Source organism: Limnohabitans sp. 15K (genome assembly GCF_002778285.1).
Lineage (GTDB): Bacteria > Pseudomonadota > Gammaproteobacteria > Burkholderiales > Burkholderiaceae_C > Limnohabitans_A.
Window position 1 is genome coordinate 437,442 of record NZ_NESM01000001.1, and the last position, 15,216, is coordinate 452,657.

The 15,216-nt window shown below is 62.3% G+C and carries 14 protein-coding genes; 4 read left to right on the forward strand and 10 right to left on the reverse strand.

The window, feature by feature from the left end:
• Window positions 1-3 precede the first annotated feature (3 nt).
• The 4 genes from cho to B9Z40_RS02060 form a co-directional block, all read right to left on the reverse strand.
• Window positions 4-879 carry an excinuclease Cho gene (gene cho / locus B9Z40_RS02045; RefSeq protein ID WP_100171654.1) on the reverse strand — a complete coding sequence of 292 codons (876 nt, stop codon included), beginning with the start codon at window positions 877-879 and terminating at the stop codon, window positions 4-6.
• A 27-nt stretch (window positions 880-906) separates the two neighbouring features.
• A complete protein-coding gene (locus B9Z40_RS02050; RefSeq protein WP_100171655.1) occupies window positions 907-1,338 on the reverse strand; it encodes a LexA family transcriptional regulator in 432 nt (143 codons plus the stop codon).
• Window positions 1,339-1,479: 141 nt separating this feature from the next.
• On the reverse strand, window positions 1,480-2,295 hold the full coding sequence (locus tag B9Z40_RS02055) for a 2-keto-4-pentenoate hydratase (RefSeq protein ID WP_100171656.1): 816 nt from the start codon (window positions 2,293-2,295) through the stop codon (window positions 1,480-1,482).
• Window positions 2,296-2,331: 36 nt separating this feature from the next.
• Window positions 2,332-3,225: an MBL fold metallo-hydrolase gene (locus B9Z40_RS02060; RefSeq protein ID WP_100171657.1), complete on the reverse strand. Its 894-nt coding sequence runs from the start codon at window positions 3,223-3,225 to the stop codon at window positions 2,332-2,334.
• Window positions 3,226-3,311: 86 nt separating this feature from the next.
• On the opposite strand from B9Z40_RS02060, the gene B9Z40_RS02065 reads away from it, so the two are divergent.
• Both B9Z40_RS02065 and B9Z40_RS02070 read left to right on the forward strand, forming a co-directional pair.
• Window positions 3,312-3,719, forward strand: coding sequence for a hypothetical protein (locus tag B9Z40_RS02065; protein ID WP_100171658.1), 408 nt, complete (start codon window positions 3,312-3,314; stop codon window positions 3,717-3,719).
• 5 nt (window positions 3,720-3,724) lie between these two features.
• Window positions 3,725-4,603: a dienelactone hydrolase family protein gene (locus B9Z40_RS02070; protein WP_100171659.1), complete on the forward strand. Its 879-nt coding sequence runs from the start codon at window positions 3,725-3,727 to the stop codon at window positions 4,601-4,603.
• Here B9Z40_RS02070 and B9Z40_RS02075 read toward each other — a convergent pair.
• Window positions 4,569-5,804, reverse strand: a complete 1,236-nt coding sequence (locus B9Z40_RS02075) for a C45 family peptidase (RefSeq protein WP_100171660.1) — start codon at window positions 5,802-5,804, stop codon at window positions 4,569-4,571. The two genes, B9Z40_RS02070 and B9Z40_RS02075, sit on opposite strands and share 35 nt — an antisense overlap.
• A 154-nt stretch (window positions 5,805-5,958) precedes the next feature.
• On the opposite strand from B9Z40_RS02075, the gene B9Z40_RS02080 reads away from it, so the two are divergent.
• Complete coding sequence (locus B9Z40_RS02080) at window positions 5,959-7,455, forward strand: M81 family metallopeptidase (protein ID WP_100171661.1); 1,497 nt, start codon at window positions 5,959-5,961, stop codon at window positions 7,453-7,455.
• On the opposite strand, the gene B9Z40_RS02085 is transcribed toward B9Z40_RS02080, so the two are convergent.
• Genes B9Z40_RS02085 through B9Z40_RS02105 form a run of 5 tightly spaced genes read right to left on the reverse strand, consistent with a single transcriptional unit; the run spans window position 7,448 to window position 14,538 of the window.
• Window positions 7,448-9,115 carry an FAD-dependent monooxygenase gene (locus tag B9Z40_RS02085; protein WP_100171662.1) on the reverse strand — a complete coding sequence of 556 codons (1,668 nt, stop codon included), beginning with the start codon at window positions 9,113-9,115 and terminating at the stop codon, window positions 7,448-7,450. The genes B9Z40_RS02080 and B9Z40_RS02085 overlap by 8 nt on opposite strands.
• Window positions 9,112-10,308 (reverse strand): FAD-dependent monooxygenase, encoded by a 1,197-nt coding sequence (locus tag B9Z40_RS02090; RefSeq protein ID WP_100171663.1) that lies wholly within the window; start codon window positions 10,306-10,308, stop codon window positions 9,112-9,114. The genes B9Z40_RS02085 and B9Z40_RS02090 overlap by 4 nt, the downstream gene beginning before the upstream one ends.
• On the reverse strand, window positions 10,305-11,306 hold the full coding sequence (locus B9Z40_RS02095; RefSeq protein ID WP_100171664.1) for a tripartite tricarboxylate transporter substrate binding protein: 1,002 nt from the start codon (window positions 11,304-11,306) through the stop codon (window positions 10,305-10,307). The genes B9Z40_RS02090 and B9Z40_RS02095 overlap by 4 nt, the downstream gene beginning before the upstream one ends.
• Window positions 11,307-11,341: 35 nt before the next feature.
• A complete protein-coding gene (locus B9Z40_RS02100) occupies window positions 11,342-13,084 on the reverse strand; it encodes a thiamine pyrophosphate-requiring protein (protein ID WP_100171665.1) in 1,743 nt (580 codons plus the stop codon).
• 8 nt (window positions 13,085-13,092) lie between these two features.
• The gene (locus B9Z40_RS02105; protein ID WP_100171666.1) at window positions 13,093-14,538 is read right to left on the reverse strand and encodes an aldehyde dehydrogenase family protein; all 1,446 of its coding nucleotides are present in this window, start codon (window positions 14,536-14,538) and stop codon (window positions 13,093-13,095) included.
• Between the two features lie 200 nt (window positions 14,539-14,738).
• Here B9Z40_RS02105 and B9Z40_RS02110 point away from each other — a divergent pair, with 200 nt between their 5' ends.
• Window positions 14,739-15,197, forward strand: a complete 459-nt coding sequence (locus B9Z40_RS02110) for a MarR family winged helix-turn-helix transcriptional regulator (protein WP_100171667.1) — start codon at window positions 14,739-14,741, stop codon at window positions 15,195-15,197.
• Window positions 15,198-15,216: the final 19 nt, after the last annotated feature.

A 15,216-nucleotide genomic window follows, 5' to 3' on the forward strand; every position in this document is an offset into this window, starting at 1 on the left:
GGCTCACAACGGCACAACCTCGACGCTCTGCGTGAGCACCGGGCGGCACAAAATTTTGTAGCTGTCGGCATCAAAATGAGCCGCGGCATGGTGGGTCGTTTGGCTCAGTTGGCGGGCTTCTTGGGCGCTGTCAGCACTGCCCAAATAGCACCAGTGGTTCACCACATGGATTTGGGTGAATTCGGCATCGCGCTCGACCAGGCCCACGGCGCCTTCGTAAGGCCAACACTCCACCCGCAGCGCCAGCAAACTGCTGAACAGGCGCTCGCGGTGGGCGTCTGGGCTTTCGTCGCCACGGCACACGCCAGCGCATTGCCGGATCGCGGACCGAAAGCAGGCTTTGCCGGGCGGCAATTTTTCGAGACCCAGCGGGCCATAACAAAGTTTGTGCTGGTCGGCCACAGCACGCAGTGCGTCCAGCGCCGCGTGGCGGCTGGCGTACAGGCCATAAAGATCGGGCTGAGAAGCAAAGTCGATGTCTTTGGAGTAAACCACTTGGGGCACATCGCCCGTCATTTGCAAGCTGCACAGTTGTTTGTTGCGCCGCAGTTTCTGGTTGAACAGCGGGTGCTGGGCCTTGATCATTTGCGCCTCTAAAAGCAGCGCCCCGATCTCACCCGCCGTACGGATGTGGCTGATGCGCTGGGTCTGGCGCAGCATGCGGGCTTCGTCTTCGGTGCGCAAATGCGAGAGCAAGCGTGCGCGGATGTTGATGCTTTTGCCGATGTACAGCGGCAAATCGCCTTCTTGACCATGGAAGGTGTACACGCCGGCCCCGGTGGGCGCGTCTTCGATGGCTTCGCGCAGGTGCTGCGGGTATTCGTAGACCCGCTTGGCTTCGAAGTCGTCGCGGCGGTGGCGTGTGGAAATGGTGGCCATGTCAGAGTGGTGAGGGGGCAGATCAGGTCAAGTTTGGTGCTGGTGAATGGTAGCGACCACCACGCCCCAGACTTCCACGCTTTGGCCATCTTTGGGCACGATGTCCGGGTAATGGGGGTGAGCTGCTTGCAAGCGGATGCCCTCGCCTTGCAGGCGCAGCGTCTTGCAGGTGAAGTCACCGTCGATCACAGCCAGCACGATTTGTCCGTCGGCCGGGGTGATGGCGCGGTCCACCAACACCACCGAGCCGTCGAGGATGCCTGCGTCGCGCATGCTTTCGCCCCGCACACGGATGTAAAACGTGGCCTGCGGGTGCTTGACCAGCTGCTGCATGAGGTCGATGCGCTCGACCTGGTGGTCCTCGGCTGGCGATGGAAAACCCGCTGCGATGCTGGCGGGCAAGGCCTGCAGCCACCAATTTCCGGGCGGCAGGGCTTGGGGGGTGTCTGGGGCGTGCATGGCGTAAACTGCTCAATATACTGTTTATATTTACAGTATACTGACCTTGTCATGCTTCCTGCAGTTGCCTGACATTTTTGTTGATTCAAGCCCCGGGCTTTGCAGCTCGGGGCTTTTTTTGGGCCGGCGATCTGCCCGCCATCAGCACATGTGGGCGCTCAGACGGCCAAGAGGCGCAGAAAACTCTGCACGCCAGCGCTCGCCGACTTGCAAGGGCCAAGCGTCGGTCAAAGTGCCGGTGGTGATCACGTCACCCGCTTGGAGATCGGCCGCGCCGGGGCATTGACGCAGTTCTTTCATGAAGTGGTAAAGGGCGTTCAGCGGGCTGTCGAGCACGTTGGTGCCAAGGCCTTGGTCGACTGCCTGGCTGTTTTTGAACAGCGTGACTTGGACCTGCGCCAGCAGGGTATGCAAGGCCTGCGCATCGGCGGCCAGTTGCTGAACAGGCAGGCGCTGGCCCACCAGCAGGCGGGCGTGCAAGCCACTGTCGGCCATGGTGTCGGTGGCGGTGAATTTCCAATCCAAGCAGTGCGACTGCACCACTTCAAAACCCGGCGCGACCCAGTCGATGGCTTCAAACAGCTGCTGCAGGCTGGCGTTGGCTGGGGGTGTGGCCTTCATGCCGAAGACAATTTCGGGCTCCAACCGGGGCTGGCAGGTGTGGGTCAGGTCGATGCCGCCCTCGGCAGACCCCGATGCGGCGGACTCGGCAAAGCTGAGGCCGGTGTCCCAGACGGTGCCCCACATGGGACCGAACACCTCGTAACGCTGCCACAGGGTGCGGTTGGTGAAGCCAATCTTGTAACCCTTGGCCACTTCGCCCCGCTGCTGGCGCAACTGGCGCACGGCCAGGGCTTTTTGGTAGGCCTCAGCCGTGTCGGAGCCGCCCACCACGCCGGGGGGCTGACCCCACAAACGGGCTTGGTCGTGGTGCTGCAAGAGTTGTTCGGGGGTCATGTGTTGTCTCCAGTCGTGGGGGTTGAAATGTGGGGGTCAAACGGCGACATAGCGGCCATCGTCCAGCGTCTGGATTTGCCCTTCAGCCTGCAGCTCGGCCAAGTGCATGCCGATGGTGTTGCGTTCGGCGCAGGGCACAAAGGGCACGTCGTAGCCGTGGGGGTACAGCAGGCGGCGGTCGACCAGCTCTTGAAGGCTGTGGGGGGCTTGCAAATAGCCCAGCAGCTGCGCGCTGCGCTCGTCGATCCTGCTGGCAAAGCGGTCCAAATCGGCCAAAAACTGCGCCCGATCGGTGATGACCGCTTTGTGGTGCGAGGTGGCCCAGATGCGTGCGTCCAGCTCAGCCACTTTTTTCAGAGTCTGCCGAAAATCGCTCAGGCTGGAGGTGGCGTCGCCGTAATAGGGGCCAAAGCCGCTCAGGTCGATGTCGCCAATGAAGGCCAGGCCTTCGCTCTCCACCACCAAAGCGCAGTGGCCTGCGGTGTGGCCCGGCAGGTGGTGAGCCCGCACGCGCACGCCGCCGCCCAGGTCCCAGACCGCGCCGTCGCTGTAACCGGTGGCATCGGGCCGGGGCTGGTAATGGAAATCCTTTTGCACGATGGCCAGCATCGCGTCCAGCACGTCTTGGGGGTAGCCGTAGTGGCGGCACATGCCGTCCCAGGACTGGGCGGCGGCCAGGTCGGCCTCGTGCACCTGCACCGGGGCATGCATCAGGCGGTGCAGCCCGGCCATGTGGTCTTCGTGCACATGGCCCAGGATGACCAGGTCCACCGTGTCCAGCTCGGGGCCGATGCGGTTGGCCACCTCGGGTGTGTCAAAGGCCACCCGGGTGTCGGCCCCCTGCACGATGAGTTGGTTGCCGTCGGGGTACTTGCCGGACTTTTCACCCAAATGCACGCTCACCGCGCCAAAACGCAAAACAGAGGACATGACAGCCTTTCCTAAATCCTGGTGTGTAGGCTGCAATATAGCCAGCGTGACACATCCAAGCTGGCGCACACGCTACAGTCAAATGCATGAACACCCTGCCCTCACCCGCCACCTTGGGGCCCCTGGTCTTGCTCGATTCGATTGCCCTGGTCAACGCCACGCATGCAGGCTCGGTGATCGTGTCGGGTTCGCACGGCGGTTTGTCGGCCTCGCATTTCGTGACGGCGCAGCCCCTCAAACCTTTTGCAGTGGCCTTCAACGATGCGGGAGGTGGCAAAGACGATGCAGGTCGCGTGGCGCTGCACGAGTTGCAGGCTGTGGGGGTGCTGGCCATTTTGTATGCGCACACCTCGGCCCGCATTGGCGAGGCTCAGGACGGGCTGGACAACGGGGTCGTCAACGGCCTGAACGCTTTGGCACTGGCGCAAGGCTTGCAGCTGGGCATGCGTGTGTCGGAAGCGATGCAGCACCTGATTGAAAACTCACGGGGTTAAGGGCCATGCACTTCCTTCAACACCTGCGCCGTAGCCATCTTTGGCTGTATATGGGTTTAGGACTGGGAGCATCGGCCTTGGCTCAGCCTGTGGCCGAACATCTGCCAGGTGCCGACGGTTTGGCGCTGAAAGTTTGGGTGTTTCATCCCACCCAACGGGCACCCGACACCGAGCGCCCCGTGGTGGTGGCACTGCACGGATGTGGCGGCATGTATGCCACGGTCGGTTCGCGCAAAGGCCAACTCAGTGCACGCCATCAGGGCATGACCGATCTGCTGCTGGCGCAAGGCTACAGCGTGGTTTGGCCCGACAGCCTCACACCCCGTCAGGAAACCAGTTTGTGCGAACAAAGCATGGCGTCACGCAAAGTGCGTCAAAGCCATCGCCGCAGCGACGTTCACACCACCTTGGCCTGGCTGGCCCAACAAGCCTGGACGGATCAGCAACGGGTGGCCTTGCTGGGCTGGTCACATGGCGGCAGTGCCGTGCTGGCCAGTTCAGACAGCACCCCAAAGCGCCCTCAACCCAGCGTGACACCCAACGTGGCGCTGGCCTTTTACCCAGGCTGCGCCGACGCACTTCGGCAGCCTTACCAGCCCGCTTGGCCCGTCCACATGCTTCTGGGTGCGGCAGACGACTGGACCCCGGCAGCCCCCTGTGTGGCTTTGGGGCAGCAAGCCGGCATGAGTTTCAAGCTGTACCCGGACAGCCACCATGGCTTTGACAACCCGGTGGGGCAAGTCCAACACTTGCCTCGCGTGCCGAATGGCCAAAACCCGGGCCGCGGCGTTCACGCAGGACGCAATCCGGTGACTGGCCCGCAGGCCTGGCAGGATGTGCTGGAGCTGCTCAAGAAACGGTGGCCGGATCCAGTCGCTCAGTGAGCTGACGGGACGCAGCGGCCAAGGGCACCGCCTCAAACGCCACGCGGCTGGGCACATCACTGGCCACCCACATCGCCGGAGGCTGGGTTTGCATGATGATGCCCGCCACGCTTTCGACGCGGCTTTCGGGTGGCACGCTGGGGTCGGGGCTGCGGCAGATGGACAAAAATCCGTCCGATTCGTCGCGCAAAAAGTGTTCCAGATCTGCTTGCCCGATGGGCGTTCGCAACGCGTGCTGCCTGGCGGTGCTCAGGCGGCTATGACTCGACAAGCCGGGCCCCACGGGGGCTTGTTCACTCAGCAATGACTCGCACACGAAATGGTTGGTGTGCACCACCACGCCATCGGTGGGCGTGACTTCGGCCCAGCCAACGGGCGAAACTTCAAAACAGGCAACCTGTCCCTCGGCGTCGGCGCAGGGCACGTTGGAGGCGGCACCAAAACCCAGGTTCAGTTCCGTTTGCAAAACATGCAAACGCTCGCGGGCATGCGCCACAGAGGTGCAATCGAGCAGGTGCCGCAGCAGCACATGCACCGGCAAGCCCAGGCGGCTGCCGTCGCGCACCGAGCGCAAGATGTTCAGACCCAGCGCAAAACCCGATTGGTTGATGCCGATCTTGGCCAGCATGCCCGCCTCGGTCAGGGTGGTGATGCTTTGACCGCTGGGGCCTTGGGTGTGCAGCACCACCAGTGCTTCTCGTTGGCGGCCCATCCAGTCCCAGTTTTGCGCGAGCCAGGCTTGCCCGGTCTGGCTGGCTGCGGCGGTCACGCCCATGGCGGTGCATTCGCCGTCGTTCAGGGCATGGTCCCAAGCCGCTTCATGCAGCCAGTCTGGAAGACCTGCGGCGCGGTTGGTGGCCAGAGCGGCTCGGGCGGCTTCTTTCAGGTGCGGCGCATCCGCCAAAAACGTAGCCGGCAAAATTTCGGTGCGGCAGTTCAGCGCCATCAGGCTGCCCAAGGTTTGGCCGCTGCCTTGGGCCATGCCGCGCAATTCTTCGATCAGATCGGCATCGACCTGCTTGATCACCGGCTCAAACCGCATGGCCCGATCGCAAGCGCTGGCCCAGTCGATGCCGCAGGCGGCAAACAAACGGGCGTAGGTGACCACGCTGTGCTGGATGCGGTCTTGGGCCTCGCGGCCATAAATTTGGCCGCGTTCAAAAGCAGAGGCGGCACCCAAGGTGTCAATGCAAGGAAACATGCGCAATCTCCGTCAAGGGGCTTCAGTCTTGATCCAGCAAGGCTGGCTGTCAATCCGGACAAACGCACACCCTCGCCCACGTTGGCACGTCGGTGACTGTGCCCAACCGGACATCGAGGCCATCATGGCCAGATGTTGAACTGGAGGCCCTCCTATGCGTTTGCTGATCGCGATGATGATGCACGAGACCAACACTTTCTCGCCTGTGCCCACCGACCTGCAGCGCTTTGCGCTGGGGCCAGGTGAAGAACCACCCCGCGGTGAAGCGGCCATTGCGGCGTTTCGCGGCACGGGCACGGCCACCGGGGCCTTCATCGACTTGGCCGAGCAGGCAGGGGCAGAATTCGAGCTGGCCTTGGGTGCACACGCCGCGCCCAGCGGGCTGGTGCACGACGAAGCCTACGAGGCCATGAGCCAAACGATTTTGCAGGCCGTGGCCCGCGGTGGGTTTGACGGCATCTTGCTCGACCTGCACGGCGCCATGGTGAGCGAAAGCCACGAAGACGGCGAAGGCGAGTTGCTGCGCCGCATCCGCGCCATCGACCCCAAAACCCCGATTGGCGTGGCCTACGACATGCACGCCAACGTGTACGCCGACATGGTCGAGCTGGCACAAACCATTGCGGGCTACCAGACCTATCCGCATGTGGACATGTACGGCACAGGCGTGCGGGCAGGCTCGGCCTTGCTCAAGCTGCTACAGGGCCAGGCCAAGCCCACCACCGCTTGGGGCCGCCTGCCCATGATCCCGCACATCATGCGGCAAAGCTCGCTGGACGAGCCCAACCGCTCCATCCAAGCCCGCGCCCAACAAATGGAAAAAGAAGGCGCTTTGTGCGCCAGTGTGTTCACTGGTTTTCCACATGCCGACATCGAGAACGCGGGCCTGTCGGTGGTGGTGGTGACCGACAACGACCCGGCATTGGCCCAGCGCCTGCGCGACGAGCTGATGCAAATGGCTTGGGACAGCCGTGCCCAATGGGTGTACGAGGTGGAACCCCTGGCCACTTCGGTGGCCCGCGCCCAAACATTGACCGACTTCCCGGTCATGCTGCTCGACCATTACGACAACGCGGCCTCGGGCGGCACCATGGACACCACCGCCGTGTTGGCCGAGGTGCTGCGCCAGGATTTGCGCAACGTGGCGGTGTTTGCGATTTTTGACCCCCAGGCGGTGCAAGAAGCCATCGCGGCAGGCATCGGCGCTCAGGTGAGCCTGCAAGTGGGCGGCAAGATGGCCATGCCGCTCATGCCGCACCGCAGCGCGCCGATCGAATTGAGCGGCGTGGTCAAGCTGATCTCGAACGGCAAGTACCGAAACAAAGGCCCCATGAGCCGGGGTGCCCGGCAAAACATGGGCCAAGCGGTGGTGATCGACACGGGCAATGTGGAGGTGGCGCTGATCTCGCGCCATGTCGAGCCCTTTGACGTGAACGCCCTGCTGTGCCTGGGCATCGACCCGACACAAAAGGATTTTGTGGTGCTCAAAAGCCGGGTGCACTGGCGCGCTGGCCTGGGTCACCTGGCCCGCGCCACGGTGGAATGCGCTGGGGCGGGGGCCTGCACCTCGGACTACAGCGAGTTGCAATTCAAAAACCTGCGCCGCCCGATTTACCCGCTAGACCCCGGCGTGGTTTGGTCGGTCAGCTGACCGCCTGGCGGCCACACAAAGTGGCCACCAAGGCTTGGGCTGAGACGTCATCCAGCGCATGCCCACGCCACACGGTGTGGGCATCGGCGCGCACCATGAGCAAGGGGTGTTGGTATTCGGTCGGCAAGTCCCTCATACCCGAGACATCCAGCACCCGCAGCGGCATGCCTTGGTGTTCGGCCGCTGCTTGCAGGGCCTCCAGCGCGTCGTCATGCCCTGGCTGCAAACACAACAAGGTGTAAGCGGGTCCCAAAACGTCGTAAAGCGACTGACCCTCACCCAGCCAGAAATGTGGCGCACGGCAACCCGGCACGGTGGACGCTGTGAAGCTGCCCATGCTGTACTCGGGTGCTTTGTCGCCGTCGTACACCATGATGGGCGACTGGTCGTAGTAATAACCAAAGTTCAGACCTGCGCAGCAGTATTGCTGCACATTCAGGTCGTACAAGTTTTGGCCAAAGGCCTCGCGAGCAGCCTGCCCTTCGGGGCTGTCATCTTCCAGGTTCGAGGGAATCTCGCGTCGCCGCTGACTCATGGCGTGGGCATGGTTCATGGCAAAGCGCGAGACCTGCTCGGTGATCGGGTGGCGCTCTTTCTCGTAGGCAGACAAGGCATCGGGCGCAGCCCAGCCTTCGATTTGCGCCGCCAAGTGCCAGGCCAGATTGGCCGCATCGGCCAGGCCCGCGTTCATGCCGTAACCGGCGTAAGGCACCCACAGGTGCGCGGCGTCTCCAGCCAAAAACACGCGGCCTTCGCGCAGCTTGTCACTGACCAGGCGGCGACCAATCCAGTCTTCGCGGCTCGTCTGTTCGTATTCAAAATCTTCGCCCACACCCAAAATGGTGCGGATGGCCCAGTCGCGGTCTACCGCATCAAAGTCGGTCTCGTGGTCGCGCAGGTAATTGTGGATGAGCCAGACTTCTTGGCCATCGATGGCGTAAATGTTGCCGCTGCGCCGGGGGTTGACGGTGAACATGGCCCATGCAGCTGGGGCCTTGAGAAGCGCCAGCAGGCCGGGCGCACGGATGCAGGTGCTTTGCACGCGCTGCACCACCTCGTCGCCCACCAGCTTGGCCCCAATGGCTTTGCGCACCGCCGAGCGGCCGCCGTCGCAGCCGACCAGGTAGGCCGCTTGCATTTGCAGCGGCGGTGCGTCCGGCGTGTCCAGGTTCTGAATCCGCACCCTCACCTGCCCTTCGGCTTGCTCAAAACCCAGCACCTGGTGCCGGTACAGGGTGGTGATCAAGGCTTGCTTTTGCACATGCCCCGCCAAAATCGGCTCGATGTACCGCTGGTTGATGCGGTGGGGTGGCTCGGGCGTGGGCCAATGGCCGTCCGGGCCACTGTGGTCGGTCAGGCGGGTGCTGCGACCAGGAATGTGGATGCGTGCAATCTCTTGCCCCACGGTGCTGGTGCGGTACGACACATCGTGCGGGTAGTCGTCAGGCAGGCCTGCGGCACGCAGGTCTTGGGCCACACCCAGCGCGCGAAACAGCTCCATGCTCCGAGCAGAGATGTGGTTGCACTTGACATCGGGCAGCGCGCCCGCAGGCCGCATCTCGACCAAGGTGCAAGCGATGCCCCGGCGCGCCAAACACAGTGCCAGGGTCATGCCAACAGGCCCAGCGCCCACCACCACAACGGGGGCATGCAAACTCATAGCGGCACTTTCAAGGGGTCGTATTCAAACAGCCAGTCGTAGCGGCGACGCACTTTTTCGGGCTCCCACTCGCTGCTGACATAGTCCACCGCTTTGCCGGGGTCCGACAGCTGGGGGTTGTGAAAACGCTGAGCGTTGTCGCGCGAGCGGTTGACGATGTCGGCGGTGCGCTGCCAGCGCAGCTTTTCAAAACGGACCAAGGCGTGTTCGGTCGGTTCATCCAAGGCCAGGCAGCGCGCCATGACGGCCGCATCTTCGATGGCCATGTTGGCCCCTTGCGCCAAAAACGGCAAAGTGGGGTGCGCCGCATCGCCCAACAAGCAGATGTGGCCCTGCGCCCAACCGGTTTGCGGCGCACGGCCCAGCAGAGCCCATTTGAAAGGCTGCTCAATGGCCGACATCAACTCGCACACATCGGCATGCCAGTGGCCAAAATCCTGCAGCAATTCGGCATGTGTACCCGCTTCGGTCCAGGATTCGCTGCGCCAGCCTTCGCGCTCGATGATGCCCACCACGTTCATCAAGGCCCCGCCACGCACCGGGTAGGTGATGACGTGTGCCCCTGGGCCGACCCAATTGGTGCCGACCTGCGCACGCAAGTGTTCAGAGACGCGCTCAACAGGCACCAGACCACGCCAAGCCAACAAGCCGGTGAATTGCGCTTTGTCTTCCCCCAGCAGCTGCTCGCGCAGCACCGAGTGCACACCGTCGGCCGCCAGCAAAGCATGGGCGCTGTGCTGAGAGCCGTCGTTCAATTCGAACGTCACGCCCGAAGCCGTGCTTTGCGCATGGACCACCCGGGCGTTCAGGCGCACGGGCCGTTGCGACCGCGCCTCGAAAGCGTCCAAAAGCACCCGGTGCAAATCGCCCCGGTGCACCATCCAATAAGGGGCACCAAATCGAGCGAGACAATCGTCGCCCAAATCGAACAGCTTCCAGCGCTGCCCGGTGTTCCACATCCGGATTTCCTTGCCCCGGGCCTGGCACACACAGGCCTGCAAGGCATCACCCAGTCCAAGCGACTGCAAGACCCTTGAGCCATTGGGCGAGATTTGCAAGCCAGCGCCCAACTCGCCCAGTTGCGAGGCTTGCTCGAACACGTCCACCTCAAAGCCTTGCTGCAGCAAAGCCAGGGCCGTGGTCAAGCCCCCTATGCCCGCGCCAGCAATGGCGATGCGCTTCGACGCGGTCATTGCGCTTTGATGTTGTTGTCTTTGGCCACCTGGGTCCACAACTGGATTTCGCTGGCCATGGTCTTGCCCAACTCGGCTGAACTCGTTCCCAATGGACGGATGTCGAGCTTGGCCATGCGCTCGGCCACATCAGGCAAGGCCATGATGCGGGCGACTTCTTCTTGCAGGCGCTTGAGGATCGGCTCGGGGGTGCCGGCTGGCGCGAGCAAACCGCTCCACAAGTTCACGGCCAGGTCAATGCCTTGCTCTTTCAGGGTAGGCACTTGACCGTAACTGGCCAGACGTTGTTCAGAGGTCACGGCCAAAGCGCGCAATTTGCCCGACTTGACCAAGGCGGCGATGGGGCCAGAGTCGATCAGGGTCATTTGCACTTCTTGCGTGAGAACGGCGTTGATGGACGGCGCGCTGCCTTGATAAGGCACGTTCAGCGCCTTCAGGCCCGACTTGGCTTTGACCAATTCCATGATCAATTGAAAGGAAGCCGAAGGATAGGAGTAGTTGGTCTTGTCGGCATTGGCTTTGGACAGGGCCACAAGATCTTTGAAATTTTTGGCAGGCGAGGCTTCGTTGACGGCCAGGATCAAGGGGAATGAACCCACCATGGAAATCGGGGCCAAGTCGGTCAAGGGGTTGAATGGCATTTTGGCCACCAACACCGGGTTGAACACCATGGGGCCGCTGGCCGCCATCAGCAAGGTGTAACCATCTGGCGCGGCTTTGGCCACAAAGTCAGAGCCCACCACTGCGCCAGCACCCGGTTTGTTGTCCACCAAAACGGGCTGACCCAATACAGGGGCCAATTTTTCAGCGACCACGCGCGCCAAAATGTCGTTGGCGCCACCGGGTGCATAGGGCACCACAATGCGCACCGGCTTGTTGGGCCAAGCGGCTTGCGCCCAAGACAAGGTCGGGGCCAAAGTGGCCAAAGATACGGCCAAAGAAAAGGCGGCGGTGGCCACCAGCTTGCGGCGTGAAGGGAATGTGAAGCGCGTTGTCATGGTTTGTCTCCTGATTTTTTAAGTGTCGGGGTTCATCAAATCTTGGCCACCGAAGCCACCAGCAAAGCCGCCTGACCGTGGTCCAGCGCCTGCAAGCAACGGGCAATGGCCGCAGGCAAGTCTTCGGGTCGGGAGACCCGCTCGCCGTGTGCACCAAAGGCTTGGGCCACTTGTTCAAACTGTCGTTTTTCGCCCTTCAGACGGGCCTGAAATTCGCCCGCCTTGGCAGCAGGGCCATCGGGATGCACACGCAGCACGGCTTCCTTGACGGCTTGCCAGCCACCGTTGTCCAGCACCACCGTGAGGATGGGCAAGCCTCGGGCTTGGGCCACGGCATAGACCGAGGTCGGGGTCGAAAAATGAAAGCCACCATCGCCTTCGATGTGCACCACCCGGTCCTTGGGCCTGGCCAGCTTGACGCCCAGCGCCATGCCAGCGCTGTAGCCCAAGCCGCCACCCGCGCCCCCTAAAAAACTCAAGGGCTGGGTGCGCGGGATTTGCTGCAACACCGCAGGCGAATTGCGAATGGCTTCGTTGATGACCACGTCATCGGGGCGCAACTGCAAACCAATTTGGGCGCAGACCCAAGCCGGGTTGAGGGCGTCTTCTGTCCCAGGGTTTTGTGCGGCGGCGGCCACACGCGCCAGCCGCTGCTGGCGCTGCGCGCTCCAACCTGCCATGCGATGGGCCACTTTCTGGTGAAAGGCGTCGTCGGCCAGCGACAGCACGGCCTGGTGCAGGTCACGCAGGGCCAGCGCACAGTCAGCAGGCCAACGCACATCGCTGGCAAAACCCCAGGCCGGGAAATCTTTCTTGATCGGATCCACGTCGATGTGCACCCATCGGGTGTCTTCGCGGGCACGGGTCTGGTGCGGCAACCACGGCACGTCGATGTCCAGCAGCAAACCCCAATCGGTGTCGGGCAACAGCGGTGTCGGGTCAAAGCCAAAAAAGCAAGGTGATTCGCGCGAGATGCACAACCAGCTGGGGCTGAACTCCACCACCCGAATGCCGCACAACTCGGCCAACGCCTCCAAGGCCTGCACGGCTTCTGGCTTGCGTCCCAAATAAGAAGTGATCACCAGCGGGTTCTCGGCCGCCATCAACTCGCGGGCGATAAGCAGCGTCGCCTCAGCAGGCAAGGCCCCCATGCGCACTTCGCCATAACGGGCAGCGGGGTAGGTCTTGACTTGCTCGGATGGCCAAGTTTCAGCCAGGGTCTCGCGTGGCAGCGTCATGTAGACCGGGCCCGCAGGTTCGGTGTGCATCACGCTGTGGGCCCGGCGCACCACTTCTTTGGCCACCACACCCGAGGGCAGGTTGTATTCCCACTTGACGTAGGGGCGCACCAGCGAAGCGATGTCAAAAGGGTCCTGCACATAGTGCACATAGTTGTCACGCGCACCGGGCAACTCGCCGTGCAAGGCATAGGGCGACTTGCCAGCCATGAGCAAGACCGGCAAACGCGCCCGCATCAGGTTGTGCATGCCCATGGCCGAGTTGGCGGTACCCGCGTCCACATGCACCATGACGCCCTGCCCTTGGCCGGTGACGGCAGCGTATCCGCCTGCCATGTGGATGGCCACGTTTTCATGCGGACACAGCACCACTTCGGGCATGGCCTGGCCCTCGACTTGCAGGCGAGCCATTTCGTCGATCAGGGTCACATGGTCGGTGCCCAGGTTGGAAAACAGGTAGCGAATCCCGGTCTCTTGCAGACCCTCCAAAAAGTAACGGGCCGTGGTGTGCTGAGTGCCTGTAGCAGTGGAATCGGTCATGGGTCGGGTCAATCGTTGCAAGGCATGAACACATGCTTGGTTTCCATGAAGTCGTTCAGGCCTTCCACGCCATGCAAACGGCCAAAACCGCTTTGGCGGTAGCCACCGGTCTCGATTTCGGCAAACAAGCGGTTGTGTGCGTTCACCCAGACATTGCCAAACTTGATGCGGCGGGCGATGTTGCGGGCAGCGCGGTAGTCCTGCGTCCACACCGATGCGGCCAGACCGTAACGTGTCGCGTTAGCACGCTGCACCGCTTCATCGTCTGAACTGAAGGTCTCCAGTGTGATCAGTGGACCAAAAATTTCGTCCTGTACAAAATGGCTGCTCAGGTCTTGCGTGGCCACCAGCGACGGCGTGATGAACGCGCCGCCGCGGGGTGTGTCTGCGGGCACTTGGCCCGCCAGCAGCACGCGGCAGTCTGTCGCGGCCGCGCGCACCTCTTCCAATAAGCGGGCCTGGTTGCGCTGGTCAATCAAGGGGCCCATGGCCGAAGTGGGCTGGTTGCCGGGACCCACTTTGACCTGTGACAAAGCCAAGCTCAGTTGCGCAGAAAAGTCAGCCGCCACCGATTCGTGCACCAAGACACGGCTGATGGCGGTGCACATTTGCCCCGCCATGACACAAGCGCCGCCCACAATACCGCGCACAGCAGCCTGAAGGTCGGCATCTGAGCGCACCATGGCCGGGGCCTTGCCACCCAACTCCAGCGACAGGCGGGTCAGGTTCTTGGCCGTCGACAGCGCAATTTGTTTGCCCACATGGGTCGAACCCGTGAAGCTGATGACATCCACCTCGGGGTGCGCGCACAGGTGCTGCGTGGCCACGATGTCTTGCTCAATGAAGGAGTTGATGACGCCTGCCGGAATGCGCTCGTCGGCCACCAGACAGGCCATGACCTGGGTGTGCACCAACGCGGTTTGGTGTGCGGCCTTGATGACCACGGTGCAGCCTGCGGCCAGCGCTGGGGCCAAAGAGCGCACCAGCAAAGTCACAGGTGCATTCCAGGGCACGATGATGGCGGCCACGCCGATCGCTTCGCGCTCGATGTGCGAGTAAACATCGGGCTCCATCTCAATGACGCGGCCAAACAGGTTACGCGCCAGCCCGGCGTAATAACGCAGCTCGGAAATACCGGCCATGACTTCGCCCTCGGCCTCGCGCTGCAACTTGCCGTTGAGCTGCACCAGGGTCTGGACCACTTGGGCCTTGTTGTGCTCCAGGCGATCGGCAAACAGGCGCAGCACGTCTGCGCGCAGCTTGGGCTGCTGCGCCCAGGTGGTGGTCTCGAATGCTGTGCGAGCGCAAGCGATGGCGTGGTCAACTTCTTGCACACTCGCGGCCACAAATCGGGCCGCTTTTTCGCCCGTGGCGGGATCGATCGAATCGCCACACATGGCTGGGTTGTAGCCCTTGATCCACTGGCCCGAGATGTAATTTTCTGCAATGTGCATGGTGATTGGCTGTGCCTTGTGCTGCCGAGCTTGACCCTGTCACCTGTTGGGGAAGCATCGACACGATTTCAGGGCTTGTCCGGAGTGACAAGTCATGGTTTTATTGGTTAGCATGCTAACCATATGAAGCCTTCTGATGCTACGCAGCAAGCGACCCCTGCCAATTGGGTCAAACCCTGAATACCTGTCACCTGGCTGCCATGTCCTCTCTCTACCAACGCCCCGGTTTTTTGCTCAGACGCGCACACCAGCTCTCGGTCGGGTTGTTCGAACACGAGTGCCAAACACTGAAACTGACACCGCCTCAGTTTGGCGTGCTGCACATGCTGATGCACAGTGAGGCCCTGGACCAAGCCAGCCTGGCCCGAAGTTTGGGTTTGGACAAAGTGACGGTGTTGCATGTGGTGAGGGGTCTTGAAACACGCGGCTGGCTCACCCGACAAGCCAGCGTCACAGACCGCCGCAGGTGGACATTGACGCTGTCCGACGAAGGCAAGGCTGTTTTTTTGCAAGCCCAAGACTTGGCACACCAAGCCTCTGAGCAGCTTCTGTCGCCTCTGGACGGCGGTGAACAACAGCAACTGATCCTGTTGCTGGAAAAACTCTGTCAAGGACTGGAAGCCGAGGCGCGCACCCCGTTTGATCCGCGTTCTGTTTAAGGCCTATTTCGGGGCAGAT